This window comes from Pseudomonas sp. SWRI111 (assembly GCF_014268555.1).
Classification (GTDB): domain Bacteria; phylum Pseudomonadota; class Gammaproteobacteria; order Pseudomonadales; family Pseudomonadaceae; genus Aquipseudomonas; species Aquipseudomonas hamedanensis.
The window spans coordinates 1-26,168 of the sequence record NZ_JABWQQ010000039.1 but is presented as its reverse complement, the minus strand read 5'-3'; the positions used below and the strand labels follow the sequence as shown (position 1 = coordinate 26,168).

The following is a 26,168-nucleotide window of genomic DNA, read 5'->3' as shown; positions in this document are numbered from 1 at the left end:
AAGAAAAATGCCCGTATCTTGCGATACGGGCATTTTCTTTAACCGGCCAGCAGAATGCTAGGTTTTCACACAGTCTGCAATCGAGCGGCATTTTTGTTTGCGACCGAATTATTCGGACGCCACGGCGTTTTTCGCCAGAATCGCATTCGCCAGTTCCATGTCCGTAGCCTGCAGGCCCGGGTTGTCGGCGCGGACTTTCTGCATCGCCGCTTCCAGATACGGGCCGCGAATGCCGCCGTCACTGGCAACGAAACTGCCGGCGTCATCCTGAGCGGCGACGATCAGTTTGTGATCCTTGAAGGTCAGGTAAGTCGAGCCGGTGGTGGCACCGGAAGAAATGACGTTACGCCAAAAGCTGTCAGCCATGGCCGAACCAACGGGAAGCGAGAGCAGGGCCAGGGTGGCGACAGCAACTTTGAGACGCATGATGAGATGACTCCTGGGGGATTAACTACGGCGTTGGATTGCCAACCCCCGATCCAGTTCCGTGCCGACTTATTTCAACTCACTTTGCGGCGTCACCCGCAGCACTTCTTCTACCGTGGTCAGCCCTGCCGCGACTTTCTGCGCGCCGGACAGGCGCAGACTGCGCATGCCTTCCTTGAAGGCCTGGCGGCGGATTGCCGTGAGGTCGGTGTCCGGGGTGATAAAGGCCTTGAGGCTGTCGCTCAATTGCATGATTTCGTAGACCCCGGCGCGTCCGCGATAACCGGTATCGCGGCACTCCAGGCAACCGATCGCCCGCTGCGCATTGCTCGGCAGCGGCGCCTGCCAGGGCCGGGTCAGCGTTTGCCAGTCTTCGTCCTCAAGCGTCAGCGGCGCCTTGCAGTGCGGGCACAAGGTACGCACCAGCCGTTGGGCCATGACCCCAAGCACGGTGGCCTTGATCAAGTAATGCGGCACGCCGAGTTCGAGGAGGCGGCTGATGGCGCTCGGTGCATCGTTGGTGTGCAGGGTCGACAGCACCAGGTGCCCGGTCAACGCGGCCTGAATCGCCATTTCAGCGGTTTCGAGGTCGCGGATCTCGCCGATCATGATGATGTCCGGATCCTGTCGCATCAGCGCACGTACCCCCGCGGCGAAGCTCAGGTCGATGTTGTGTTGCACCTGCATCTGGTTGAAGGCCGGCTCGACCATCTCGATCGGGTCTTCGATGGTGCAGAGGTTGACCTCCGGCGTCGCCAGTTTTTTCAGCGTGGTGTACAGCGTGGTGGTCTTGCCCGAACCGGTTGGCCCGGTGACCAGAATGATGCCGTTGGGCTGGCGGGTCATGTCCTGCCAGCGGCGCAGGTCATCGGCGCTGAAGCCTAGTTGGTCGAAGTTCTTCAGTAGCACTTCGGGGTCGAAAATCCGCATGACCATTTTTTCGCCGAATGCCGTTGGCAATGTTGATAGCCGCAGCTCGACTTCGCCGCCATCCGGGGTCTTGGTCTTGACCCGGCCGTCCTGGGGTTTGCGCTTTTCCGCGACATTCATGCGGCCGAGGCTCTTCAGGCGGCTGACGATTGCCATGGTCACCTGCGGCGGAAATTGGTAAACGTTGTGCAACACGCCGTCGATGCGAAAGCGCACGGTGCCATGCTCGCGGCGCGGTTCGATGTGGATATCGCTGGCGCGCTGCTGGAAGGCGTACTGGAACAGCCAGTCAACGATGTTGACGATGTGCGCGTCGTTGGCGTCCGGCTCCTGATCACTGGCGCCGAGGTTGAGCAACTGTTCGAAGTTGCCGAGGTTGCTGCCCTGAGCATCGGCATTGCTGGCGCCGCTGACCGATTTGGCCAGACGAAAGAACTCGACACTGAAACGCTGGATATCCACCGGGTTGGCCACGACCCGTTTGATCGGCAGCTTCAGCACGTGGGTCAGATCGGCCTCCCAACCGTTGACATAAGGCTGGGCGCTGGCCACGGTCACCGAATCGCGATCTACGGCGACGGCGAGAATCCGGTGGCGCTGGGCGAAGGCATACGACATCAGCGGCGTGATCGCCGCGACGTTGATTTTCAACGGGTCGATGCGCAAGTACGGCTGGCCGGCCTGTTGTGCCAGCCACAGGGTCAGGCTCTCGAGGTCGAGGTGCTTGCCCGGGCGGCTGAGGTCGTCGAGCTGCTGACTGGCGATGAATTCCAGTGGATGCATCTGGCCGTGCGCAGCGTGGCGACGGCGGGCATTGAGCGCCTGTTCCGCCGAGTCCTGGCAAATGAAGCCTTGGGCGACCAGTTCACGTAATACCTCGTTGAGGTCTAGCCAGCGGTCCTGAGTGACAAATTGAACGGACATGCGGCTTTCCTTTTTGAGCGTCATGCACAAAAGGATAGTCGTGGCCCTGCTGACCGTTGGGCCACTACCCGACGAAGCCGTTGCCGGATTTGTCAGCCGGCGGCCTGCGCTGGCGCATCCCACGCCGCGTCGGCGTTGTGCAGATCCACCGAGCAGACGCTGATCAGGTTACGAAGTTTTTCCGCGATCACTTGCGCGCGGTGCCAGCTCAGGCCGCTCATGATCAGGTCGATCGACAGCAGATCATCGCGCCGCTGCACGCTCACCTGCTCCGGCGTCAGGCATTGCAGCGCAAACAGATTCAGCACCCGCACCAGCAGATCCGGCTCGGCCTCGGCGAGAATCCGGTACTGCGCCAGGCAGTGGGCGTTATTGATATTCCAGACATCGGCGCGAGTCGGTGTGCTGTTCACGGCTTCAAGGTGCGGCATGGCGAGTCTCCAAAATCACTGGAGGAATTTTTACATTCGGTGCGGGGTATTTCTTGGCTATGATCGGCGCTATCGGCGAATTATCGACTTGGTCAATTCGACAGAATGACTTTTCAGGGGTTTTTTTATGCAGACTGAGCTGGACAGTTATGACCGCAGGATCCTGGCCCTGCTGCAAGAGGACGCGTCGTTGTCGAGCGCGCAAATCGCCGAACAGGTCGGCCTGTCGCAGTCGCCGTGCTGGCGGCGAATTCAGCGTATGAAAGAGGAGGGCATCATTCGCGGTCAGGTGACGTTGCTTGATCGCAAGAAGATCGGCCTGAATACGCAGATTTTCGCCGAGATCAAACTCAACGCCCACGGCCGATCCAACTTCACCGAATTCACCGAGGCGATCCGCGGTTTTCCGGAAGTACTGGAGTGTTATGTGCTGATGGGCGCGGTGGATTTTCTGTTGCGCATTGTCGCGGCGGACATCGAGGCGTATGAGCGCTTCTTCTTCGAAAAACTGTCGCTGGTGCCGGGGATCCAGGAAGTGAACTCGATTGTGGCGCTGTCGGAGATCAAGTCCACGACGAGTTTGCCGGTGTAGCGCGGATGGCCTGTGTGGCGAGGGGATTTATCCCCGATGGACTGCGCAGCAGTCCCCGCTTTTTTAAGTGCGGGGCCGCTTCGCGACCCAGCGGGGGATGAATCCCCTCGCCACAGGGGATCACATGCGCAGGAGCATTTTCCACGCGCGGTTCTGGTACACCGCAATCGCCTGCTGCTTGCGCGCATCGAGCAGTTCGTCGGTGATGGTCGGCTCGTTGGCCAATTGCGCCAGCTTGTTCAGTTCGCCGTACAGCCGATCCATTTCCGGGATGTCCAGCACATTGCGCGCATGGTGCAGCCAGACCTGAATACGCTCGATACGCGGCAGTTGCTCAGCCAGATCTTCCGGCTGCTGCTGATAACGCTGCAACTGCAGGGCGGTGGCTTCTTCGCCCAGCAGGCGCGGCAACCAGCTGTGCAACTGCGCGCCACCCTGGCGGTTGCCGCGCACGTTACGGTCGACGGTCCAGGTGCGGGCCAGCAACCAGCGCGAAGCGTTCAGTGAGAACTGCCCCCAGCGCGGGTCTTCGAGCTCTTCGAGGAACTGCTCCGGCGCGGCTTTGCGCACGTCTTCGTCTTCGATGCCGACCTGCACCAGCGGGCGCCAGTCTTCCAGCAAGGCATCAAGGGCCACGCGCAAATCATGAGTCGACTGACGCGGCGCCGCCTGGCCGAGGCTGCTGAGCAGGGCGCGCATTTCGGCAAGGTTCTCGACCCAGTCCAGCAGCAGGCGCCAGTGGCCGTTGAAGCGATACTGTTCGGCCAGCCGTTGGCTGCTGCCGAGCAAGTGCCAGCTCAGCGCGGCGAAGGCATCGTCCAGTTGGGTTTCCGGCGTCAGCTCTGGCGCCGGCAGGCTCAGCGAGTAGCTGTTGGCGTCGTGCAGACGATAACCGCGCTCGGCCTTGCTGATGTCACACGGCATCAACGCCAGGGTTTCGGCCAGTTCAGCGGCCAGCTCCAGCAGCGCGGCCGGCTCGCCTTCGCGCAGTTCCAGTTCCAGCTCGCAGATTTCTTCTTTCTGCTTGCCGACCACGACGTGACCCAGATCCAGCGCGGCTTCGATGACCACTTTGGTCTTGCCACGGCCCCAGGCGATTTCGGCGCGCTCGCGGACGAAATCGGTGGTGAAGATCGGCTTGAGGGTTTTCTTGTCCAGCTCGGCCAGCGACTCGGGCCAGCATTCGCCGTCGAGTTTCTTCACGTCGAGTTTGGCTTTGGCAAGTTTCCAGTCGTACTCGTTTCGCTCGGACAAACCGGCGACGCTGTGGCCACGGGTCTTGAGGGTCTGAATCACTTCGTCACCGTCCTTGCGCAGGCGCAGGGCAACTTTGGCCTGGGCCAGGTCGCGCTCGGGAGTGTCGAAGTACTGGTTCATCAACTCACGGCGTTCCCAGCCACTTTTGTTGCGTTTTTTCAGGAGCGGGTGCTCGCGCAGGGCGGCGAGGGTTTCGCGGCTGACGCGGAGTTTGATTTCGGTTTCTTTTTGCATGGCCGGAAAATCCAGGATCGGGAGCGCAGCCGGGGGAATGTGTGGCTGCCAAGGCCGTGCAGTGTACAGGACTCAAACTTCCTACGCCCTGCGGCGGTTTATTCCGAGCGCCGGATGGTTCTATGATGGACCTCAAATCGGGAGTTGGAGTCAGCGATGCCTTTGCCGTCCATGCAAGACCAGTTCGCGGCGCTGATTGCCACGCCATCGGTCAGCTGTACCCAACCGAGCCTCGACCAGTCCAATCGGGCGGTGATCGATCTGCTCGCCGGGTGGCTGGGCGAGCTGGGTTTCAACTGCGATATCCGCCAGGTCAGCCCCGGCAAATTCAATCTGCTCGCCAGTTTCGGCAGCGGCCCCGGCGGGCTGGTGCTGGCCGGGCACAGCGACACGGTGCCGTATGACGATGCTTTGTGGCAGACCGACCCGCTGAAGCTCACTGAAGTCGACGGTCGCTGGGTCGGTCTGGGCAGTTGCGACATGAAGGGCTTCTTTGCGCTGGTCATCGAAGCCGTGCAACCGCTGCTCCATCAGCCATTCAAGCAACCGCTGCTGATCCTCGCCACTTGCGACGAAGAAAGCTCGATGTCCGGTGCCCGCGCACTGGCCGAAGCCGGGCAACCGCTGGGCCGCGCCGCGGTGATCGGCGAGCCCACCGGGCTCAAACCGATCCGCATGCACAAAGGCATCATGATGGAGCGCATCGACATCCTTGGGCAGAGCGGCCATTCCTCGGACCCGCGTCTGGGCCACAGTGCGCTCGAAGCCATGCACGATGCGATCGGCGAACTGCGCGGTTTGCGCCTGTTGTGGCAGCGTGAGTTCAATAACGCGCAATTCAGCGTGCCGCAGCCGACCATGAACTTCGGCTGCATCCATGGCGGCGATAACCCCAACCGCATCTGTGGCCAGTGCTCGCTGGAGTTCGACTTGCGCCCGCTGCCGGGCATGGACCCGAGCGTGCTGCGCGCGGAAATCCTGCGCAAGCTCAATCCAGTGGCCGAACGGCATAAAGTGAAGATCGACTACAAGCCGTTGTTCCCGGAGGTGCCGCCGTTCGAGCAGGCGCAAGACGCCGAACTGGTGCGCATTGCCGAAAAGCTCACCGGTCATCGTGCCGAAGCAGTGGCGTTCGGCACCGAAGCGCCTTATCTTCAGCGCCTTGGTTGCGAAACCATCGTGCTCGGCCCGGGCGATATCGCTTGTGCGCATCAGCCTGGCGAATACCTTGAAATGTCACGTTTGCAGCCTACCGTGCATCTGATTCGGCAGTTGATTGAACATTACTGCCTGAGCCCGGACAAACCCTGATGTCCCCTGTGGGAGCGGGCTTGCTCCCACAGGGTTAAATGTCTTGCATCAATTCGGTAAATTGCCTGCACCCCAACCCGTATTCATGAGGAGAGCGCGCGTGTCGCCAAGCCTGTTCCGACGATAACCATCAGCCCGCTGTGCGTTTTTCGTTTCGCCCCTTTTTATCGGCTGCTATTTATTACAGGCCCAGGTTCATGCCCGAATACGTCAATTGGCTTCGCCACGCTTCTCCTTATATCAATGCTCACCGCGATTGCACCTTCGTCGTCATGCTGCCCGGCGACGGCGTCGAGCATCCGAATTTCGGCAACATCGTCCACGACCTGGTCTTGCTGCACAGCCTTGGCGTGCGCCTGGTGCTGGTGCACGGTTCGCGCCCGCAGATTGAAACGCGCCTCGCCGCACGCGGCCTGACCCCGCATTACCATCACGGCATGCGCATCACCGATGCCGCCACTCTGGAATGCGTGATTGATGCGGTCGGCCAGTTGCGCATCGCCATCGAAGCCCGCCTGTCGATGGACATGGCTTCGTCGCCAATGCAGGGCTCGCGACTGCGCGTGGCCAGCGGCAACCTCGTCACGGCGCGGCCGATCGGCGTGCTTGAAGGTGTCGACTATCACCACACCGGCGAAGTGCGTCGGGTCGATCGCAAGGGTATCAACCGCCTGCTTGATGAGCGTTCGATCGTATTGCTGTCGCCGCTGGGCTATTCGCCGACCGGTGAGATCTTCAACCTGGCCTGCGAAGACGTCGCCACGCGTGCAGCCATTGACCTGGGCGCCGATAAACTGCTGCTGTTCGGTGCCGAGCTGGGCCTGATCGACGAAAACGGCAAACTGGTGCGCGAGCTGCGTCCGCAACAGGTGCCGGCGCATTTGCAGCGTCTGGGCATGAGCAATTATCAGGCGGAGTTGCTCGATGCCGCCGCTGAAGCCTGCCGTGGTGGCGTTGCGCGTAGCCACATCGTCAGTTACGCCGAAGACGGCGCGCTGTTGACCGAGCTGTTCACCCGTGACGGTGGCGGTACGTTGGTGGCGCAGGAGCAATTCGAACTCGTGCGCGAGGCGGCGATTGAGGACGTCGGTGGTTTGCTCGACTTGATCAGCCCGCTGGAAGAGCAGGGGATTCTGGTGCGCCGCTCGCGTGAAGTGCTGGAGCGCGAGATCGAACAGTTCAGTGTGGTTGAGCGCGAAGGCATGATCATCGCTTGTGCGGCGCTGTATCAGATTGCCGATTCCGACGCCGGCGAACTGGCGTGTCTGGCGGTGAACCCGGAATACCGCCACGGTGGTCGCGGCGATGAATTGCTCGAACGTATCGAGACGCGGGCGCGGGCGCAGGGTTTGAAGACGTTGTTCGTGCTTACCACACGCACGGCGCACTGGTTCCGCGAGCGCGGCTTCGAGCCGAGCAGCGTCGAACGCCTGCCAGCGGCGCGGGCTTCGCTGTACAACTACCAGCGCAACTCGAAAATCTTCGAAAAGACTTTGTAAAACCGTGTCGCTCTATTCGCGAGCAGGCTCGCTCCCACAGGGGAATGTATTCCAATGTGGGAGCGAGCCTGCTCGCGAAGCTTTTTATTGAGCTACAAATTTGGCGCTGACGTACGGCGAGTAATCCGGCAGCACCGTCTCGACCTTGCCCTGTTCCTTCAAAAATTTTGCCGTTTCGGCAATTGCCTTCGCCGTACCACCCTCCAGCAGCGCCGTGGTTTGCTGCGCCTTGGCGTCGGGGAAGGTAGAACCGGCGAGCAATTCCGGCACATCGGCGGCATTGGCACCGGTCAGTTTGGCGATTTTCTGTACCGGCACCGAGTCGGCCGTCCAGCTGTCTTTATGCGCCGCGTAATCAGCGAACGAATCCAGCGTGACCTTGGCGAATTTTGCCACCACGTCGGGATGCTGCTCGGCAAAATCCTTACGCGCGACCCACACCTCGAAAGTCGGCGCGCCCCACTGGCCGACCTGCGCGGCGTCGGTCAGGGTCTTGCCGGTCTTGCGGATCTCACCCAGCGCTGGTGACCAGACAAACGCCCCGTCAATGTCGCCACGCTTCCATGCCGCAGCGATCTCAGCGGGTTGCAGGTTTACCACTTTGACTTGCGACGTGTTCAGGCCCCAGTGCTTCAGTGCGCCGAGCAGACTGTAGTGGGATGTGGACACGAACGGCGTGGCGATGGTCTTGCCGATCAGGTCCTGCGGCTTGTCGATGCCGCTGCCGTTGCGCACCACCAAAGCCTCAGCGGCATTGATCTGCGCCGAGACGATGAACGCCACGATCGGCAGATTGCGCGAGGCCGCCGCAGCCAAGGGGCTGGAGCCGAGATTGCCAATCTGCACATCGCCGGAAGCAATGGCTGTCACAACTTCCGGGCCGCTGTTGAAGCGGCGCCAGTCGATGTTCTCGCCAATGGTTTTCTCATAGACGCCGTCAGCCTGGGGCACCTTGCTCGGATCGATACCGGTCTGATAACCCACCGTCAGACCGGCGGCTTGTGTTGAAAAAGAAATCAGCGCCGATACACAAACTGTAACAAATTGACTTGATAGTGCGCGTTTCGCCATGATGCGTCGCCTTTTCGATGGGATTTGACGTGTTGGGAGAACGCCAAAGCTAAACGATCTAAAAAAAGGGCAACAAATACCATTTAGGAATGAGCTTAGGCGCCGATACGCTGTCTCCCGGTGCAGATGGCCATTAATGGGCCATATATCCGAATGGTATGAAAAGGAATGAATAAATTCTTTTTCGGTTTATCAGGACGTCATTACTCTGCAGGGACCAAATCACTTGCGATTAGACGATGGTCGTAGACACACAAGGTTACGATTGACTTGTCAGTCACGGTCTGGCGCTAATCGCGCATCTTAGGATTCAGGGCAAATCGACCCCGAACCAGGAACACAAGAATTAGAAACGAGAGGAGCGATACATGAACAAGTCCACCTTGGCCCTGGCCGTGGCCGTTGGGGTTATGGCGCAGCAGGCAGGCGCCGCCGGTTTCATCGAAGACAGCAAGGCTACTCTGGGTCTGCGCAACTTCTACATCAACACTGATAACCGTAATGGCACGGGTGCCAACAAGAACGAAGAGTGGGGCCAAGGCTTCGATCTGCGTTTCATCTCCGGTTACACCCAAGGCACCGTAGGTTTCGGTCTCGACGCCATCGGCCTGCTGGGCATTCGTCTGGATTCGGGTGGCGGCACGAACGGCAACAGCGGCACCGCTTACGGCGGCACCGTGTTCCCGAGCGAGTCCAACGGCAAAGCCGTAGACAACTTCTCCAGCCTGGGTCTGACTGCCAAAGCCAAGATCTCCCAGACTGAATTGAAGCTCGGTACTCTGCAGCCGAAACTGCCGGTAATCGTCACCAACGACGGTCGTCTGCTGCCACAAACCTGGCAGGGCGGCCAGATCACGTCCGGCGAGATCAAGGACCTGACTCTGGTTGGTGGTCAGATCGAGCACGTCAAAGGCCGTAACTCCAGCAACAATGAACAGCTGAGCATTGGCGGTGCCAACTCGCGTGGTCCGAACTTCCGCGATAGCAACAAATTCATTTACGCGGGTGGTGATTACAAGATCACCAAAGACCTGACTGCGCAGTACTACTACGGCAACCTGGAAGAGTTTTACAAACAACACTTCCTTGGGCTGGTTCACAACTGGTCTATCGGTCCAGGCGTGCTGAAGTCTGACTTCCGTTATTTCAACAGTTCCGACGACGGCGCAAATGGCCACGACCCAGCGTACTTCAGCTCTGGCGCTTACAGCCACGCGGCAAACGGCAAAGGCAAAGTAGACAACAACCTGTACAGCGGCCTGTTCCTGTACACCGTTGCCGGTCACACTTTTGGTGGCGGCTATCAGGTGAGCAATGGCAGCAGCGACTTCCCTTGGCTGAACCAGGGTGACGGTTCTTCGAACTACACCATCACCGACATGCAGATCCAGAAGTTCAACCGTGCCGGTGAACGTACCTGGCAAGCACGCTACTCCTATGACTTCGCCAAGGTTGGCGTGCCTGGTCTGACTGCTGGCATGGTGTACCTGCGTGGCGATAATGTTGACACCTATAACGCTCGTCGCGTCCAGACCTCCAATGGCGCTTCCGAGTGGGAACGTGATTTGACCGTGGCGTACGTTGTTCCGGAAGGCCCGTTGAAGAACGTTGGCGTAATGTGGAAAAACGCTTCGTGGCGTACCGACATCGCCGGTCAACGCGACCAGGACGAAAACCGCCTGATCCTCAGCTACTCGATCCCGCTGCTGTAATAGCGCGCTCAAGTAACTGAAACAAAAAAAGCCCCGTCCGGCATCGCGCCGGACGGGGCTTTTGTGTTTCGAGTCAGGCTCACCCCCGTAAGCCCTTCTCGATTCCCTCTTTGCTGCAACTCAAGGCCTTCTCGAACCTTGCGACCGATGTTCGTCGCGATGCCGACCGGTGTCCAATGAACAGATGTTTAATATTCATTAATGATCTAAATATCTATTTATTTATTCTTTTTCACGCTGATCCATCCCGAGCTACAGTTGTTGTCTCCCAACCCTCATCAGGAGCAGCACCATGAGCCTCAGACTCGGCGACATCGCCCCCGATTTCGAACAAGACTCCAGCGCCGGCAAGATTCGTTTCCACGAATGGCTGGGCGATAGCTGGGGCGTGCTGTTTTCCCACCCGGCGGATTTTACCCCGGTGTGCACCACCGAGCTGGGCTTCACCGCCAAGCTCAAGGATGAGTTCAGCCAGCGCGGTGTCAAGGCCATTGCGCTGTCGGTGGACCCGGTGGACTCGCACCACAAGTGGATCGAAGACATCAACGAAACCCAGAACACCGTCGTCAACTTTCCGATCCTGGCCGATGCCGATCGCAAGGTTTCCGATCTGTACGACCTGATCCACCCGAACGCCAATGACACCCTGACCGTGCGTTCGCTGTTTGTCATCGACCCGAACAAGAAGATCCGCCTGACCATCACCTACCCGGCGAGCACCGGGCGCAATTTCCACGAGATCCTGCGGGTGATCGATTCGCTGCAACTCACCGACAACTACAAAGTGGCCACGCCAGCCAATTGGCAGGACGGTGAAGAGGTGGTGATCGTGCCGTCGCTCAAGGATGAGGAAGAAATCAGGCAGCGCTTCCCGAAAGGCTATCGTGCGGTGAAGCCGTACCTGCGCCTGACGCCGCAACCGAACAAATAAGATTTGCGGTGTAGTCACCGCCGCTTTCGCGAGCAGGCTCGCTCCCACAGGTGATCGCATTCCAATGTGGGAGCGAGCCTGCTCGCGAAGGCGCCAGCCCAGGCAACCGATATTCCAGAATCACAACGCAGGGAAATTCCGGCCGTTTCGACGGCCTTTTTTTTCGCCTGAATTCGGCTCAACGGCATATCTCTTAAATGCATAACCAAATGAATAAATATGATTTATGGATATATAAATCAACTGGTAAGGTCACTCCCAATGAAGCGAGATCGCAGCCCGCGAATCGCCGGTAACGCTTAAAGGAATCTGCAATGCTGGTCGTCTCACTCGGTGGCAGCCCCAGTCTGCGCTCCCGTTCCGGGGTGCTGCTGGAGCGTTCGCAACGCTGGTTGCAACAGCAAGGGGTGGAAGTGGTGAGTTATCAGGTGCGGGACTTCCCGGCCGAGGACTTGCTCCACGCCCGCTTCGACAGCCCGAAGGTCCTCGACCTGCTGCAACAGATCGAAAACGCCGACGGCCTGCTCATCGCTACCCCGGTGTACAAGGCCTCGTTTTCCGGGGCGCTGAAAACCCTGCTGGATCTGCTGCCCGAGCGCGCCTTGAACCACAAGATAGTCTTGCCGATGGCCACCGGTGGCAGCATCGCCCACATGCTGGTCGTCGATTACGCCCTCAAGCCTGTGCTGTCGGCGCTGAAAGCCCAGGAAATGCTTCAGGGCATTTTTGCCGAGGACAGCCAGATCGCTTACGGCGAAGGCAGTGCCGCCGCGCAACTGGCGCCGGCACTGGAGCAACGGTTGCACGAGGCGCTGGACCAGTTCATCGGCGCCATGGCGCGCCGGCCGAAACCGCTGGAGCCGGGCCTGCTGAATGAACGTTTGTTGAGTGCTCGCTGGAGCATTTAAGCCACACCGAAATTTGAAGTACTGGCCTTACTCGCCCGCCAACGGGCAAGCAGGTGCAGCCAAAACCCAACAGCAAAAAGGAGAGCGCAATGCGCACTGTATTTTTGCGTCGTGGTCTGGTCGCTCTGTTTGCTGCGGCTGTGTCCTTCGGCGCCATCACTCAAGCCCAGGCCGAGACGCTTCGGATCGGTTATCAAAAGTACGGCACCCTGGTGCTGCTCAAAGCCAAAGGCACCCTGGAAAAACGCCTCGCCGCGCAAGGCGTCGACGTGCAGTGGACTGAATTCCCCGGCGGCCCGCAACTGCTGGAAGGCCTCAACGTCGGCTCGATCGACTTCGGCGTGACCGGCGAAACTCCACCGGTTTTCGCTCAGGCTGCCGGCGCCGATCTGCTCTACGTCGCCTATGAACCGCCGGCGCCGAACAGCGAAGCGATCCTCGTGCCGAAAGACTCGCCGATCAAATCGGTGGCCGGTCTGAAGGGCAAGAAAGTCGCCCTGAACAAAGGCTCCAACGTGCATTACCTGCTGGTGCGCGCACTGGAAGACGCCGGCCTCAAATACACCGATATCCAGACTGTATTCCTGCCGCCAGCCGACGCCCGCGCTGCGTTCGAGCGCGGCAGTGTCGACGCGTGGGTTATCTGGGATCCGTACCAGGCTGCCGCCGAAAAGCAATTGCAGGCGCACACCCTGCGCGACGGCAAAGGCATCGTCGACAACCACCAGTTCTATCTCGCGACCAAACCTTACGCGCAGAAAAATCCCGAGGTGATCAAGACCCTCGTCGAAGAAGTGCGCGCCGTCGGCGAGTGGTCGAAAGCCAATCCTGAAGACGTGACCCAACAGGTCGCGCCACTGCTCGGCCTGCCGGCGGACATCACCCTGACCTCGGTGAAACGCCAGGGTTACGGCGCGCTGTTCCTGACCCCGGAAGTAGTCGCCGCGCAACAGAAAATCGCTGACACGTTCTTCCAGCTCAAGCTGATTCCCAAGCCGTTGAGCATCAAGGACGTGATCTGGACCCCACCGGCCGCTGTGGCTACCGCGCAGTAATTCGAATTCCCAAGGAGACCACTCCATGAGCCTCAATATCTTCTGGTTCCTGCCTACCCACGGCGATGGCCATTATCTCGGTACCGCCGAAGGCGCCCGCGCGGTTGATCACGGCTATTTGCAACAGGTCGCGCAAGCGGCGGATCGTCTGGGCTTCGGCGGTGTGCTGATCCCGACCGGGCGTTCTTGCGAAGATTCGTGGCTGGTCGCGGCCTCGCTGATTCCGGTGACCCAGCGTTTGAAATTCCTCGTCGCCCTGCGCCCCGGGATTATTTCCCCGACGGTCGCGGCGCGGCAGGCAGCGACGCTGGATCGTCTGTCCGGCGGGCGCGCGCTGTTCAATCTGGTCACCGGTGGCGACCCGGAAGAACTGGCCGGTGACGGTCTGTTCCTCAACCATGAAGAGCGCTATCAGGCCTCGGTGGAATTCACCCGCATCTGGCGCCGCGTGCTGGAAGGCGAGACCGTCGATTACGACGGCGAACACATCAGCGTCAAAGGCGCCAAGCTGCTTTATCCGCCGATTCAGCAACCGCGTCCGCCGCTGTACTTCGGTGGCTCATCGGAAGCGGCGCAGGATCTGGCGGCCGAGCAGGTGGAAATGGTCCTGACCTGGGGCGAGCCGCCGGCCGCAGTGGCCGAGAAGATCGCACAAGTGCGGGCCAAAGCCGCCAAGCTTGGGCGCACCGTGCGTTTCGGCATTCGTCTGCATGTGATCGTGCGTGAAACCAACGCTGAAGCCTGGCAAGCGGCGGATCGGCTGATCTCGCACCTGGACGACGACACCATCAAGCGTGCCCAGGCTTCGCTGGCGCGTTTCGATTCGGTCGGCCAGCAACGCATGGCCGCGCTGCACGGCGGTAGTCGCGATAATCTCGAAGTCAGCCCCAACCTGTGGGCCGGTGTCGGTCTGGTGCGCGGTGGTGCAGGCACGGCACTGGTCGGCGATGGCCCGACGGTGGCGGCGCGGGTCAAGGAATACGCGGATCTGGGCATCGACACCTTCATCTTCTCCGGTTATCCACACCTCGAAGAATCGTATCGCGTGGCAGAACTGCTGTTTCCGCACCTCGACGTCGAGCGCCCGGAACTGCCGAAAAGCGCCGGTTATGTCAGCCCTTTCGGCGAGATGGTCGCCAACGACATCCTGCCCAAAGCCGCGTCGCAGAGCTGAGGCGTGGCCATGAAGAAATTTATCCACAGCCTCGCGCCCTGGGCGCTGCCGGTGTTGCTGCTGGCGGTGTGGCAGTTGTCGGTGTCGGCGGGCTGGCTGTCGACACGGATTCTGCCGGCGCCGGTGGCGGTGATCGAGGCCGGTGTCAGTCTGGTGCGCAGCGGCGAAATCTGGACGCATCTGGCGATCAGCGGCTGGCGCGCGGCACTGGGTTTCACCATCGGCGGCAGCATCGGTCTGGTGCTGGGTTTTATTACCGGTCTGTCGAAGTGGGGCGAGCGACTGCTCGACAGCTCGGTGCAAATGATCCGCAACGTGCCGCATCTGGCGCTGATCCCATTGGTGATCCTGTGGTTCGGCATCGACGAGTCGGCGAAGATTTTTCTGGTGGCGCTGGGTACGTTGTTCCCGATTTACCTCAACACTTACCACGGCATCCGCAACGTCGATCCGGCGCTGGTGGAGATGGCGCGCAGTTATGGCCTGGGCGGTTTCAGCCTGTTCTGGCAGGTGATTCTGCCGGGCGCGCTGCCATCGATTCTGGTCGGCGTGCGCTTCGCCCTGGGCTTCATGTGGCTGACGCTGATCGTCGCCGAAACCATCTCGGCCAGCTCGGGCATCGGCTATCTGGCGATGAACGCCCGCGAGTTTTTGCAGACCGATGTAGTGGTTCTGGCGATCTTGCTTTACGCGGTGCTGGGCAAACTCGCCGACCTTGCAGCCCGTGGACTTGAACGCGTGTGGCTGCGCTGGCATCCGGCCTATCAGGTTGCCAAGGGAGGTGCAGCATGACCGCTCAACAACCTCCACGCCTGCTGCGCGGGATTCCGCTGGCCGTGCGCAACCTGCAGAAAACCTTTGGCTCACGCCAAGTGCTACGCGGCATCGACCTGCACATTCCGGCGGGGCAATTCGTTGCCGTGGTCGGGCGCAGCGGTTGTGGCAAGAGTACGTTTCTGCGTTTGCTCGCCGGCCTCGATCAACCCACGGGTGGCGACCTGCTCGCCGGTTCCGCGCCGCTCAGTCAGGCGCGGGACGATACGCGATTGATGTTTCAGGAAGCGCGCCTGCTGCCGTGGAAAAAGATCATCGACAACGTCGGCCTCGGCCTCAAGGGCAACTGGCGTCAGCAAGCGCTGGATGCACTGGAAGCGGTGGGTCTGGCGGATCGCGCCGATGAGTGGCCGGCAGCCTTGTCCGGCGGACAGAAACAGCGGGTCGCGCTGGCTCGCGCGCTGATCCATCAGCCGCGTCTTCTGCTGCTCGACGAACCACTCGGCGCGCTGGATGCACTGACCCGCATCGAGATGCAGCAGTTGATCGAACGGCTCTGGCAGAAACACGGTTTTACCGTGCTGCTGGTGACCCACGACGTCAGCGAAGCGGTGGCGATTGCCGATCGGGTGATCCTGATCGAGGACGGCGAGGTCGGCCTCGATCTGCACGTTGAACTGCCACGCCCTCGGGTCCGTGGCTCGCATCGCCTCGCCGCGCTGGAAACCGAAGTGCTTAATCGTGTTCTGTCCCTGCCCGGCGAACCGCCGGCGCCGGAACCCGTTTCACCCCTGCCTACGCAATTGCGTTGGGCGCAATGACTCACTTATCCACAACGACAGGAATCAACGCCATGACTATCAAAGCCATCAACGTGCGCAACCAGTTCAAAGGCTCGATCAAGGAAATCGTCCTCGGCGACGTGCTGTCGGAAATCGACGTGCAGACCGCTTCGGGCATCGTCACATCGGTGATCACCACACGTTCAGTGAAAGAACTGGAACTGGTGGTGGGCAGCGAAGTGATCGCCTTTGTGAAATCCACCGAGGTATCGATCGCCAAGTTGTAAGCCGGTGAGCAAAAAACAACCCCGGGGGGTGTGAGCCCTGCGGGGTTTTTTGTGCCTGGCTTGAAACCGGCGGTGCGGCCTTCGCGAGCAGGCTCGCTCCCACAGAGGAGCGCATTTCAAATGTGGGAGCGAGCCTGCTCGCGAAGGGGCCGGTGAGTACGCTAGAGACTTCTCTTCGGCAAATAGGGCGGCAGATACAAACCGATGTAAGCATCAAACACCCGCATCCCTTCCTCGGCCATGCGCGGAGTGATCTGCCCGTGCTGCTGCACCGAACGTGCATAAACCCGGTCGCCCAGTTCCATCGCCAGGGCAAACACATCGACATCGTCCGGCAGCCTCGGCAGCTCGAAATGATGGTCGAACAGTTTGTGCATCAGGTCGCCCAGTTCCAGGTCGTGCTGACGGTCAGCCTGGGTCACTTCGGTCAGTCCGTGCTGCGCAAGAATCAGTTGCCGCGCAGCCGCATCTTCGCCGTAGATCTCCAACATCCGCTGCTCCACCAGCCGCGACAGATCGCGCCAGTCACGTAGCGCGTCATGGTCGATCGGCGCTTGCAGGCACGCGCGAAACGCCGCGTGGACATCCGCTGTCAGCGCTTCGAGCAGTGCCGGGACGCTGGCGAAAAAGTGATACACGGAAGAGGGCGGAATCTGCGCACGCTCGGCGACGCTGTAGATCGACAGGCTCGCCACACCCTCGGCGGCCAGCAGCGTGCGCGCGGCGTCGAGTATCGAATCGATCCGCGCCTGACTGCGGGCACGGGGTTTGCGGACGGGGGCGGGACGCGTCATGGAAGTCTCCTGCGGGGCAGCGGGCATTGTACGAGGCGGGTTCCGTGTTGTCTTGTCGGCCGCTTTCGGGAGCAAGCCCCCTCCCACAGTTGATCTTCAGGGAGCTTGATTTCTCGGTACACCAGAAACTCCTGTGGGAGGGGGCTTGCTCCCGAACCGCCGCAGGCGGCCATAAAAAAACGCCGCTGGCTGAATCAGCCAACGGCGTTTTTATATAGCTGCAAACCACTTAAACAGTATGCAGATACCAGTTGTACTCAAGGTCGGAGATGGAGTGTTCGAACTCCTCCAGCTCGCTTTCCTTGCAGGCGACGAAGATATCGATGTACTTCGGATCGATGTACTTGGCCATCACCTCGCTGTCGTCCAGCTCGCGCAGGGCATCACGCAAGTTGTTCGGCAGGCTCTGTTCGTTCTGCTCGTAGCTGTTGCCTTCTACTGGCGCGCCCGGTTCGATCTGGTTGACCAGACCGTGGTGCACGCCGGCCAATACCGAAGCCATCAGCAGGTACGGGTTGGCGTCGGCGCCGGCAACGCGGTGTTCGATACGCACGGCATCGGACGAGCCGGTTGGAACGCGTATCGCCACGGTGCGGTTGTCCAAGCCCCAGCACGGCGAGTTCGGTACGTAGAACTGCGCGCCGAAGCGACGGTAGGAGTTGACGTTCGGGCAGAGGAAAGCCATCTGCGCGGGCAGGGTCTCGAGCACACCGCCGATCGCGTGACGCAGCGCGGCGTTCTGCTCGGGATCCTCGCTGGCAAAAATGTTTTTGCCGGCTTTGTCCAGAATCGAAATGTGCACGTGCAGACCATTACCCGCCTGGCCCGGATACGGCTTGGCCATGAAGGTGGTGTCCATCTCATGGTCGTAGGCGATGTTCTTGATCAGACGCTTGAGCAGGACCGCGTAGTCGCAGGCCTTGATCGGGTCGGCAACGTGGTGCAGGTTGACTTCGAACTGCGCCGGGGCGCTTTCCTTGACGATCGCGTCGGCCGGGATGCCTTGTTCTTTCGCGCCTTCGAGAATGTCCTGGAGGCAGTCGACGTATTCGTCGAGGTCGTCGATCAGGTAAACCTGCGTCGAGTGCGGACGTTTGCCCGAGATCGGCGAGCGTGGCGGCTGTGGACGGCCGTTAACGTTTTCCTGGTCGATCAGGTAAAACTCGAGTTCGAAGGCGGCGCAGATGGTCAGCCCCAGTTCATCGAACTTGGCCACTACCTGGCGCAGTACTTCACGCGGATCGGCGAAGAACGGGTCGCCTTCGAGTTCGTGCATGGTCATCAACAGCTGCGCGGTAGGGCGCTTCTGCCATGGCTCGTTGCACAGGGTATCGGGGATTGGATAGCAGATACGATCGGCGTCGCCGATGTCCAGGCCCAGACCGGTGCTTTCCACCGTGGAGCCGTTGATATCCAGAGCAAATAGAGAGGCCGGCAGGTTGATGCCTTTCTCGTAAACCTTGTGGAGGCTGGTGCGTTCGATGCGCTTGCCGCGCACCACACCATTCATATCCGCAATCAGAAGGTCAACGTACAGAACCTCAGGATGTTCCTTAAGGAACGCGTTCGCTTCGTTAAGCTGAACGGCACGCGGGGGTACCGACATGATGCAACACCTTTGTTGTTAAAAATATCAATCATTGATCTTTTCTGGTTTCAGTCAACCCGAACGGCCTGCCGAAGTCAAGCGAGGCCTTTTTTGCCCTAAAAAAGCGCTGCGGGGGCATTTATGGGGCATTTTTGGGCTGTTTTTGCCCTTACAGATGCTTGCCAACCGCAGGCTTGAGCAGGCCGTGTTGTATTTTTTACGGGGGTGTTGTGTAAAAAAATGAACAAGGCTAAGCTCCGGTCAAACCCATAACAGCAATAATACCGGGGTGCTTCATGTCTCGCCTGCCGTTAATCGGCATCACCGACTGCTCGCAACAGTCCGGTCTGCATGCTCATCACATCAGTGGCGATCAATCCGTCCGTAGCGCAGCCAGCAAGGCGCGCAACCTGTCGACGACATCGTCGTCAACAACCGGCAAAACGGCAGCGTCCGATATTCTGGACGTCGGGCATAGCATCCGCTTTATGGCGTCTCCTCTCACTATAGAACTCTTTCATGCTCAAAGCCCGTGCCGCGCGCAGCGCCGTGCTCGTGATTCTGCACGGGTGGCTGCACGTTTCGAAAGTGCACGGGAAATGCAACGCCAGCGTAAAGGGCAGGTAAGCTCCTCTTTCATTGTTTATGCGCGGTGCCAGGCGTAAGCCGGCACTGCGCGAGCAAGCCCCCTTTAACGCGACGCTCCAGGCGTCAAACTTTGCCTGACCTTGCGTCAGGAGACTCAGCCCAGAGGCATTTATGAGTAACAACCTCGACCAGCTCACCGATTGGTTGAAAGACCACAAGATCACAGAAGTCGAATGCATGATCGCCGACTTGACCGGCATCACCCGGGGCAAGATTTCGCCGACCAACAAGTTCATCGCCGAGAAAGGCATGCGTCTGCCCGAAAGCGTGCTGTTGCAGACCGTGACCGGCGACTACGTCGAAGACGACATCTATTACGAACTGCTCGACCCGGCCGACATCGACATGATCTGCCGTCCCGACCAGAACGCCGTATACCTGGTGCCATGGGCCATCGAGCCAACCGCGCAAGTGATCCACGACACCTACGACAAGCAAGGCAACCCGATCGAGCTGTCGCCGCGCAACGTGCTCAAGAAAGTCTTGAAGCTGTATGCCGACAAGGGCTGGCAGCCGATCGTGGCGCCGGAGATGGAGTTCTACCTGACCAAGCGCAGCGACGACCCCGACTATCCGTTGCAGCCGCCGATTGGCCGCTCGGGCCGTCCGGAAATCGGTCGCCAGTCGTTCTCCATCGAAGCGGCGAACGAATTCGACCCGCTGTTCGAAGACGTCTACGACTGGTGCGAACTGCAGGAGCTGGACCTTGATACGCTGATCCACGAAGACGGCACGGCGCAGATGGAAATCAACTTCCGTCACGGCGATGCCCTGTCGCTGGCCGACCAGATTCTGGTGTTCAAGCGCACCATGCGCGAAGCCGCACTCAAGCACGACGTGGCCGCGACGTTCATGGCCAAGCCGATGACCGGCGAGCCGGGCAGCGCCATGCACCTGCACCAGAGCATCATCGACATTCAGACCGGCAAGAACGTCTTCTCTAACGAAGACGGGACCATGAGTCAGTTGTTCCTGCACCACATCGGTGGTCTGCAGAAACTGATCCCCGAGCTGTTGCCGCTGTTCGCGCCGAACGTCAATTCGTTCCGCCGCTTCCTGCCGGACACCTCGGCGCCGGTGAACGTCGAGTGGGGCGAAGAGAACCGTACCGTCGGCCTGCGCGTACCGGACGCCGGCCCGCAGAACCGTCGTGTGGAAAACCGCTTGCCGGGCGCCGACGCCAACCCTTATCTGGCGATCGCCGCGAGCCTGCTCTGCGGTTACATCGGCATGGTTGAAGGCCTTAATCCGAGCGCGCCGGTTGTCGGTCGTGGTTACGAGCGCCGCAACCTGCGTCTGCCGCTGACCATCGAAGACGCGCTGGAGCGTATGGAAAACAGCAAGACTGTCGAGAAGTACCTCGGCAAGACTTTCATCACAGGCTACGTCGCGGTCAAGCGGGCCGAGCATGAAAACTTCAAGCGCGTGATCAGTTCCTGGGAGCGTGAGTACCTGCTCTTCGCCGTCTGATGCGCCGGGCGCGGCGGCCAGCCGTCGCGCCTTCACCGATAACAAGGAGAATTGGCATGACCAGCAACAACCCGCAAACCCGTGAGTGGCAAGCGCTGAGCAGCGATCACCACCTGGCCCCGTTCAGTGACTTCAAGCAACTGAAAGAGAAGGGCCCGCGGATCATCACCAACGCCAAGGGCGTTTACCTGTGGGACAGCGAAGGCAACAAGATCCTCGACGGCATGGCCGGCCTCTGGTGCGTGGCCATCGGTTACGGCCGCGATGAACTGGCCGATGCTGCCGCCAAACAGATGCGCGAGCTGCCGTACTACAACCTGTTCTTCCAGACTGCCCACCCGCCGGCGTTGGAGCTGGCCAAGTCGATAGCTGACGTCGCGCCAGAAGGCATGAATCACGTGTTTTTCACCGGCTCCGGCTCCGAAGGCAACGACACCATGCTGCGCATGGTTCGCCACTACTGGGCGATCAAGGGCCAGCCGAACAAGAAAGTCATCATCAGCCGCAAGAACGGTTATCACGGTTCGACCGTGGCCGGCGCCAGCCTGGGTGGCATGACCTACATGCACGAGCAGGGCGATTTGCCGATTCCGGGCATCGTCCACATTGCCCAGCCTTACTGGTTCGCCGAAGGCGGCGACATGTCGCCGGAAGAGTTCGGTATCTGGGCGGCCAATCAGCTGGAAGAGAAGATTCTCGAAGTCGGCGTCGACAACGTCGGTGCCTTTATAGCCGAGCCGATCCAGGGTGCCGGTGGCGTGATCATTCCGCCCGACACCTACTGGCCGCGCATCAAGGAAATCCTCGCCAAGTACGACATCCTCTTCGTCGCCGATGAAGTGATCTGCGGTTTCGGCCGTACCGGTGAGTGGTTCGGCAGCGATTTCTACGACCTTGCGCCCGACATGATGACCATCGCCAAGGGCCTGACCTCCGGCTACATCCCGATGGGTGGGCTGATCGTGCGTGATTCGGTGGTGGCGGTGCTCAATGAGGGCGGCGACTTCAACCACGGCTTTACCTACTCCGGGCATCCGGTAGCGGCGGCGGTGGGGCTGGAAAACATCCGCATCCTGCGCGATGAGAAAATTATCGAGAACGCCCACAACGAAACGGCACCGTATTTGCAGAAACGTCTGCGCGAGCTGAACGATCACCCATTGGTGGGTGAAGTTCGCGGCGTCGGTCTGTTGGGGGCGATCGAGCTGGTGCAGGACAAGGCCACACGCAAGCGTTACGAAGGCAAGGGCGTCGGCATGATCTGCCGGCAGTTCTGCTTCGACAACGGCCTGATCATGCGCGCCGTGGGTGACACCATGATCATCGCGCCGCCGCTGGTCATCAGCAAAGCGGAGATCGATGAGCTGGTTACAAAGGCACGCAAGTGTCTGGACCTGACGCTCGGTGCGCTGCAGGCCTAGGTGCTAGGCTTTGAGCGGGGGAGCTGCGGCGCACTCGCTCAAAGCTGTCAGAAAGGCTGGTCTTTTGTTGAAAGAGCGCCTCGGATCTTGCCAGACTAGCCGCGGTTCCAGTTGTCCGGGTTCGGCCGCTGAACACAGTGGTTCAAAAAAGAAAAAATTTGGAGCATGACGCATGAAGGCATTAGGTAAAAAGCTAGCTGGCAAGACTCTGCTCGCGCTGTCCATGGCGGGTATGATGGCGGGTGCGGTTCAGGCGGACGACAAGGTATTGCACGTCTACAACTGGTCCGACTACATCGCGCCGGACACCGTGGCCAACTTCGAAAAAGCCACCGGGATCAAAGTCGTCTACGACGTCTTCGACAGTAACGAAACCCTGGAAGCCAAGCTGCTGGCCGGCAAGTCCGGTTACGACATCGTGGTGCCTTCCAACAACTTCCTCGCCAAGCAGATCAAGGCCGGCGTTTACCAGGAACTGGACAAGTCCAAACTGCCAAACTGGAAAAACCTCGACGAAGACCTGCTCAAGGCTGTTGGCGACGCCAGCGACCAGGGCAACAAACACGCCTTCCCATACATGTGGGGTTCGATCGGCATCGGCTACAACCCGGCCAAGGTCAAGGCTGCACTGGGCATCGACAAGATCGATTCGTGGGACGTGGTGTTCAAGCCGGAAAACATCGAGAAACTCAAAAGCTGCGGCGTGAGCTTCCTCGATGCCCCGACCGAAATGATCCCGGCGGCATTGCACTATCTGGGCAAACCGACCAACAGCAAAGACAAGGCTGACCTGAAAGCCGCCGAAGACCTGTTCCTCAAGATCCGTCCTTCGGTCGCCTACTTCCACTCGTCCAAGTACATCTCCGACCTGGCCAACGGCAACATCTGCGTAGCGGTCGGTTACTCGGGTGACCTGGAGCAATCCAAGACCCGCGCCCAGGAAGCCGGTGACAAGGTCAAACTGGCCTACACCATTCCAAAAGAAGGCGCCGGTACGTTCTACGACATGGTCGCCATTCCGAAGGATGCCGAAAACGTCGAGGCGGCCTACAAGTTCATGAACTACCTGCTCGAGCCGCAAGTGATGGCCGGCATCACCAATGCCGTGCGTTTCCCGAATGGCAACAAGGCCGCCACGCCTTTGGTGGACAAGGACATCACCAGCGACCCAAGCATCTATCCGTCGGCTGAAGTGAAGAAGCAGCTCTATGCGATCAGCGATCTGGACGCCGCGACGCTGCGTCTGATCACCCGCAGCTGGACCAAGATCAAATCGGGCAAATAAGCCGGTTTGATGCCACAACCGCTGGCCGTCGTCGCCGCGACGGCGGCCAGCGGAATAATTAAATGACGGAAAGTTTTGCTGGATCGGTTTTTCGAGGGTAAGTTGCGCGCCGGTTTTGTTGTCGGGCAGCCATGGCTGTCATGCAGCGCGGGGCAACTTGGGCCCAACTAATTTAGAGGACCTCCACTTGCCTATTTTTTCTTCGTTGCGCAATGCCCTGCTGGCCGCTGCCGGCCTGACGTTCATGGTCGGTGCCCAGGCCGCCGGGACGGTGCATATTTATAACTGGTCCGATTACATCGGCGAATCGACCTTGGCCGACTTCGAGAAAGAGACCGGGATCAAACCGGTCTACGACGTCTTCGATTCCAATGAAACCCTGGAAGGCAAGCTGCTCGCCGGGCGCACCGGTTACGACGTGGTCGTGCCGTCCAACCATTTCCTTGGCAAGCAGATCAAGGCGGGCGCATTCCAGAAGCTCGACAAGGCGCAGTTGCCGAATTATTCCAATCTCGACCCGGTGCTGCTCAAGCGCCTGCAACAGAACGATCCCGGCAACCTTTACGCCGTGCCGTATCTGTGGGGCACCAACGGCATCGGCTATAACGTCGACAAGGTCAAAGCCGTGCTCGGCATCGACAAGATCGATTCCTGGGCCGTGCTGTTCGAGCCGGAAAACATCAAGAAGCTGCACAGCTGCGGCGTTGCATTCCTCGATTCGGCGGATGAAATGATGCCGACCATGCTCAATTACCTGGGCCTGAACGCCAACAGCACCAACACCAAGGACTACGAAAAAGCCACCGCCAAGCTGCTCGCGGTGCGTCCTTATGTGACCTATTTCCACTCCTCGAAATACATCGGTGATCTGGCCAACGGCGACATCTGCGTGGCCATCGGTTTCTCCGGCGACATCTTCCAGGCGAAGAACCGTGCCGAGGAAGCCAAGAAGGGCGTCAACATCGCCTACTCGATCCCGAAAGAGGGCGGCGCGCTGTGGTTCGACATGCTGGCGATCCCCAAGGACTCGTCCAACGTCAAAGAAGCCCACGCCTTCATCAACTACTTGCTGAAACCTGAGGTGATCGCCCAGGTCAGTGATTACGTCGGTTACGCCAACCCCAACCCGGGTTCGGACTCGCTGATGGAGCAATCCATTCGCACCGATGAAGCGGTTTACCCACCGCAAGCAGTCCTCGACAAGACCTACGTGTCGACCGAGTTGCCAGCCAATATTCAGCGTTTGATGACCCGCAGCTGGACCAAGGTCAAGTCGGGCAAATAACGCACAAACTATCCAGGGTTCGTCTTGCGTGGCGAACCACTGCTTCTGTTGGGAGTTTCGTAAATGGCAGTTGCCTCCGGCGCCTACAAGAAAGCCCTCGAGGGCGACCAGACACCCAAACAGGTGCTGGTCAAAATCGACCGGGTCACCAAGAAGTTCGACGAGACGATTGCCGTGGACGACGTGTCCCTGGAAATCAAGAAGGGCGAGATCTTCGCCCTGCTCGGCGGTTCGGGTTCGGGTAAGTCGACCCTGCTGCGCATGCTCGCAGGCTTCGAACGGCCCACGGAGGGGCGCATCTTCCTCGACGGCGTCGATATCACCGACATGCCGCCGTACGAACGTCCGATCAACATGATGTTTCAGTCCTACGCCTTGTTCCCGCACATGACCGTGGCGCAGAACATCGCCTTCGGCTTGCAGCAGGACAAAATTCCCAAGGCCGAGATCGAGGCCCGCGTGGCCGAGATGCTCAAGCTGGTGCAGATGAGCCAGTACGCCAAGCGCAAGCCGCATCAATTGTCCGGCGGTCAACGTCAGCGGGTGGCGCTGGCGCGTTCCCTGGCGAAGCGGCCGAAGCTGCTGCTGCTCGACGAACCGATGGGCGCGCTGGACAAAAAACTGCGTTCGCAGATGCAACTGGAACTGGTGGAAATCATTGAGCGCGTCGGCGTGACTTGCGTGATGGTGACCCACGATCAGGAAGAGGCCATGACCATGGCCGAGCGCATCGCGATCATGCACCTGGGCTGGATCGCCCAGATTGGCAGCCCGATCGACATTTACGAAACCCCGACCAGCCGTCTGGTCTGCGAATTCATCGGTAACGTGAACATCTTCGAAGGCGAAGTGATCGACGACGCCGAAGGCCACGCGACCATCACCTGCAAGGACCTCGACCGGCAGATCTACGTCGGCCACGGCATCAGCACTTCGGTGCAGGACAAGTCGGTCACCTACGCAATTCGTCCGGAAAAACTGCTGGTGACAGCCGAGCAGCCAACTTGCGAATACAACTGGTCGAGCGGCAAGGTGCATGACATCGCCTACCTCGGCGGCCACTCGGTGTTCTACGTCGAATTGCCGAGCGGCAAACTGGTGCAGTCGTTTGTCGCCAACGCCGAACGCCGCGGCGCGCGTCCGACCTGGGGCGATCAGGTCTACGTGTGGTGGGAAGACGACAGCGGCGTGGTGCTTCGCTCATGAACATGCGCAAATTCAAACGGCGTATCAACCGAATCATCCCCAATGGCCGGCAGATGGTCATCGGGGTGCCGTTCATCTGGCTGTTTCTGTTCTTCATGCTGCCGTTCTTCATCGTCCTGAAGATCAGCTTCGCCGAAGCCGATGTGGCGATCCCGCCGTACACCGAGATCTAC

The 26,168-nt window shown here is 59.9% G+C and carries 23 protein-coding genes and 2 pseudogenes; 18 read left to right on the top strand and 7 right to left on the bottom strand.

Going from position 1 to position 26,168, the window contains the following annotated elements; translation table 11 throughout:
- Nucleotides 1–108 precede the first annotated feature (108 nt).
- From HU755_RS26375 to HU755_RS26365, 3 genes are all read right to left on the bottom strand, one after another.
- The gene (locus HU755_RS26375) at nt 109–429 is read right to left on the bottom strand and encodes a DUF2388 domain-containing protein (protein ID WP_186638073.1); all 321 of its coding nucleotides are present in this window, start codon (nt 427–429) and stop codon (nt 109–111) included.
- 66 nt (nt 430–495) lie between these two features.
- Entirely contained in the window at nt 496–2,280 is a 1,785-nt protein-coding gene (locus tag HU755_RS26370; protein WP_186549574.1) for a GspE/PulE family protein, read from the bottom strand.
- A gap of 92 nt (nt 2,281–2,372) precedes the next feature.
- On the bottom strand, nt 2,373–2,711 hold the full coding sequence (locus HU755_RS26365; RefSeq protein ID WP_186638072.1) for a hypothetical protein: 339 nt from the start codon (nt 2,709–2,711) through the stop codon (nt 2,373–2,375).
- A gap of 127 nt (nt 2,712–2,838) precedes the next feature.
- Here HU755_RS26365 and HU755_RS26360 point away from each other — a divergent pair, with 127 nt between their 5' ends.
- Nucleotides 2,839–3,303, top strand: a complete 465-nt coding sequence (locus HU755_RS26360; protein ID WP_186638071.1) for an Lrp/AsnC family transcriptional regulator — start codon at nt 2,839–2,841, stop codon at nt 3,301–3,303.
- Nucleotides 3,304–3,423: 120 nt separating this feature from the next.
- Here the strand turns inward: HU755_RS26360 and HU755_RS26355 are convergent, their stop codons facing one another.
- Complete coding sequence (locus HU755_RS26355; protein ID WP_186638070.1) at nt 3,424–4,794, bottom strand: inorganic triphosphatase; 1,371 nt, start codon at nt 4,792–4,794, stop codon at nt 3,424–3,426.
- A 156-nt stretch (nt 4,795–4,950) separates the two neighbouring features.
- On the opposite strand from HU755_RS26355, the gene argE reads away from it, so the two are divergent.
- Both argE and argA read left to right on the top strand, forming a co-directional pair.
- Nucleotides 4,951–6,105 carry an acetylornithine deacetylase gene (gene argE / locus HU755_RS26350; RefSeq protein WP_186638069.1) on the top strand — a complete coding sequence of 385 codons (1,155 nt, stop codon included), beginning with the start codon at nt 4,951–4,953 and terminating at the stop codon, nt 6,103–6,105.
- Nucleotides 6,106–6,302: 197 nt separating this feature from the next.
- On the top strand, nt 6,303–7,604 hold the full coding sequence (gene argA, locus HU755_RS26345) for an amino-acid N-acetyltransferase (protein WP_016772647.1): 1,302 nt from the start codon (nt 6,303–6,305) through the stop codon (nt 7,602–7,604).
- Between the two features lie 84 nt (nt 7,605–7,688).
- Here argA and tauA read toward each other — a convergent pair whose 3' ends face one another.
- Nucleotides 7,689–8,675 (bottom strand): taurine ABC transporter substrate-binding protein, encoded by a 987-nt coding sequence (tauA, locus tag HU755_RS26340; protein ID WP_186638068.1) that lies wholly within the window; start codon nt 8,673–8,675, stop codon nt 7,689–7,691.
- A 368-nt stretch (nt 8,676–9,043) separates the two neighbouring features.
- On the opposite strand from tauA, the gene HU755_RS26335 reads away from it, so the two are divergent.
- From HU755_RS26335 to HU755_RS26300, 8 genes are all read left to right on the top strand, one after another.
- A complete protein-coding gene (locus HU755_RS26335) occupies nt 9,044–10,387 on the top strand; it encodes an OprD family porin (RefSeq protein WP_186638052.1) in 1,344 nt (447 codons plus the stop codon).
- 292 nt (nt 10,388–10,679) lie between these two features.
- Nucleotides 10,680–11,318 (top strand): peroxiredoxin, encoded by a 639-nt coding sequence (locus HU755_RS26330; RefSeq protein WP_186638050.1) that lies wholly within the window; start codon nt 10,680–10,682, stop codon nt 11,316–11,318.
- A gap of 314 nt (nt 11,319–11,632) precedes the next feature.
- Nucleotides 11,633–12,226 (top strand): NADPH-dependent FMN reductase, encoded by a 594-nt coding sequence (gene ssuE, locus HU755_RS26325; protein WP_042607062.1) that lies wholly within the window; start codon nt 11,633–11,635, stop codon nt 12,224–12,226.
- A gap of 89 nt (nt 12,227–12,315) precedes the next feature.
- Nucleotides 12,316–13,281 carry a sulfonate ABC transporter substrate-binding protein gene (locus HU755_RS26320; protein ID WP_186549555.1) on the top strand — a complete coding sequence of 322 codons (966 nt, stop codon included), beginning with the start codon at nt 12,316–12,318 and terminating at the stop codon, nt 13,279–13,281.
- A gap of 25 nt (nt 13,282–13,306) precedes the next feature.
- Nucleotides 13,307–14,455 (top strand): FMNH2-dependent alkanesulfonate monooxygenase, encoded by a 1,149-nt coding sequence (gene ssuD, locus HU755_RS26315; protein WP_186549553.1) that lies wholly within the window; start codon nt 13,307–13,309, stop codon nt 14,453–14,455.
- Nucleotides 14,456–14,464: 9 nt separating this feature from the next.
- A complete protein-coding gene (gene ssuC, locus HU755_RS26310; protein WP_186638049.1) occupies nt 14,465–15,247 on the top strand; it encodes an aliphatic sulfonate ABC transporter permease SsuC in 783 nt (260 codons plus the stop codon).
- On the top strand, nt 15,244–16,050 hold the full coding sequence (gene ssuB, locus HU755_RS26305) for an aliphatic sulfonates ABC transporter ATP-binding protein (protein ID WP_186638048.1): 807 nt from the start codon (nt 15,244–15,246) through the stop codon (nt 16,048–16,050). The genes ssuC and ssuB overlap by 4 nt, the downstream gene beginning before the upstream one ends.
- Nucleotides 16,051–16,082: 32 nt before the next feature.
- Nucleotides 16,083–16,298, top strand: a complete 216-nt coding sequence (locus HU755_RS26300; RefSeq protein ID WP_003229256.1) for a molybdopterin-binding protein — start codon at nt 16,083–16,085, stop codon at nt 16,296–16,298.
- Between the two features lie 161 nt (nt 16,299–16,459).
- On the opposite strand, the gene HU755_RS26295 is transcribed toward HU755_RS26300, so the two are convergent.
- Both HU755_RS26295 and HU755_RS26290 read right to left on the bottom strand, forming a co-directional pair.
- Nucleotides 16,460–17,092 carry a TetR/AcrR family transcriptional regulator gene (locus tag HU755_RS26295; RefSeq protein WP_186638047.1) on the bottom strand — a complete coding sequence of 211 codons (633 nt, stop codon included), beginning with the start codon at nt 17,090–17,092 and terminating at the stop codon, nt 16,460–16,462.
- A gap of 229 nt (nt 17,093–17,321) precedes the next feature.
- On the bottom strand, nt 17,322–18,698 hold the full coding sequence (locus HU755_RS26290) for a glutamine synthetase family protein (protein WP_186551266.1): 1,377 nt from the start codon (nt 18,696–18,698) through the stop codon (nt 17,322–17,324).
- Between the two features lie 278 nt (nt 18,699–18,976).
- Between HU755_RS26290 and HU755_RS26285 the strand changes: the two are divergent.
- From HU755_RS26285 to HU755_RS26255, 7 genes and pseudogenes are all read left to right on the top strand, one after another.
- A pseudogene (locus tag HU755_RS26285) lies at nt 18,977–19,093 on the top strand (gamma-glutamyl-gamma-aminobutyrate hydrolase family protein); the annotation flags it as partial.
- A gap of 346 nt (nt 19,094–19,439) precedes the next feature.
- A complete protein-coding gene (locus HU755_RS26280; protein ID WP_186638046.1) occupies nt 19,440–20,798 on the top strand; it encodes a glutamine synthetase family protein in 1,359 nt (452 codons plus the stop codon).
- Between the two features lie 56 nt (nt 20,799–20,854).
- Nucleotides 20,855–22,219 carry an aspartate aminotransferase family protein gene (locus tag HU755_RS26275; protein WP_186638034.1) on the top strand — a complete coding sequence of 455 codons (1,365 nt, stop codon included), beginning with the start codon at nt 20,855–20,857 and terminating at the stop codon, nt 22,217–22,219.
- 172 nt (nt 22,220–22,391) lie between these two features.
- A complete protein-coding gene (locus tag HU755_RS26270) occupies nt 22,392–23,504 on the top strand; it encodes a polyamine ABC transporter substrate-binding protein (RefSeq protein WP_186551263.1) in 1,113 nt (370 codons plus the stop codon).
- A 187-nt stretch (nt 23,505–23,691) separates the two neighbouring features.
- Nucleotides 23,692–24,789, top strand: coding sequence for a polyamine ABC transporter substrate-binding protein (locus HU755_RS26265; protein WP_186551262.1), 1,098 nt, complete (start codon nt 23,692–23,694; stop codon nt 24,787–24,789).
- 63 nt (nt 24,790–24,852) lie between these two features.
- On the top strand, nt 24,853–25,995 hold the full coding sequence (locus HU755_RS26260) for an ABC transporter ATP-binding protein (RefSeq protein WP_186551261.1): 1,143 nt from the start codon (nt 24,853–24,855) through the stop codon (nt 25,993–25,995).
- Nucleotides 25,992–26,168: pseudogene (locus tag HU755_RS26255) on the top strand (putrescine ABC transporter permease PotH); the annotation flags it as partial. The gene HU755_RS26260 and the pseudogene HU755_RS26255, both read left to right, overlap by 4 nt.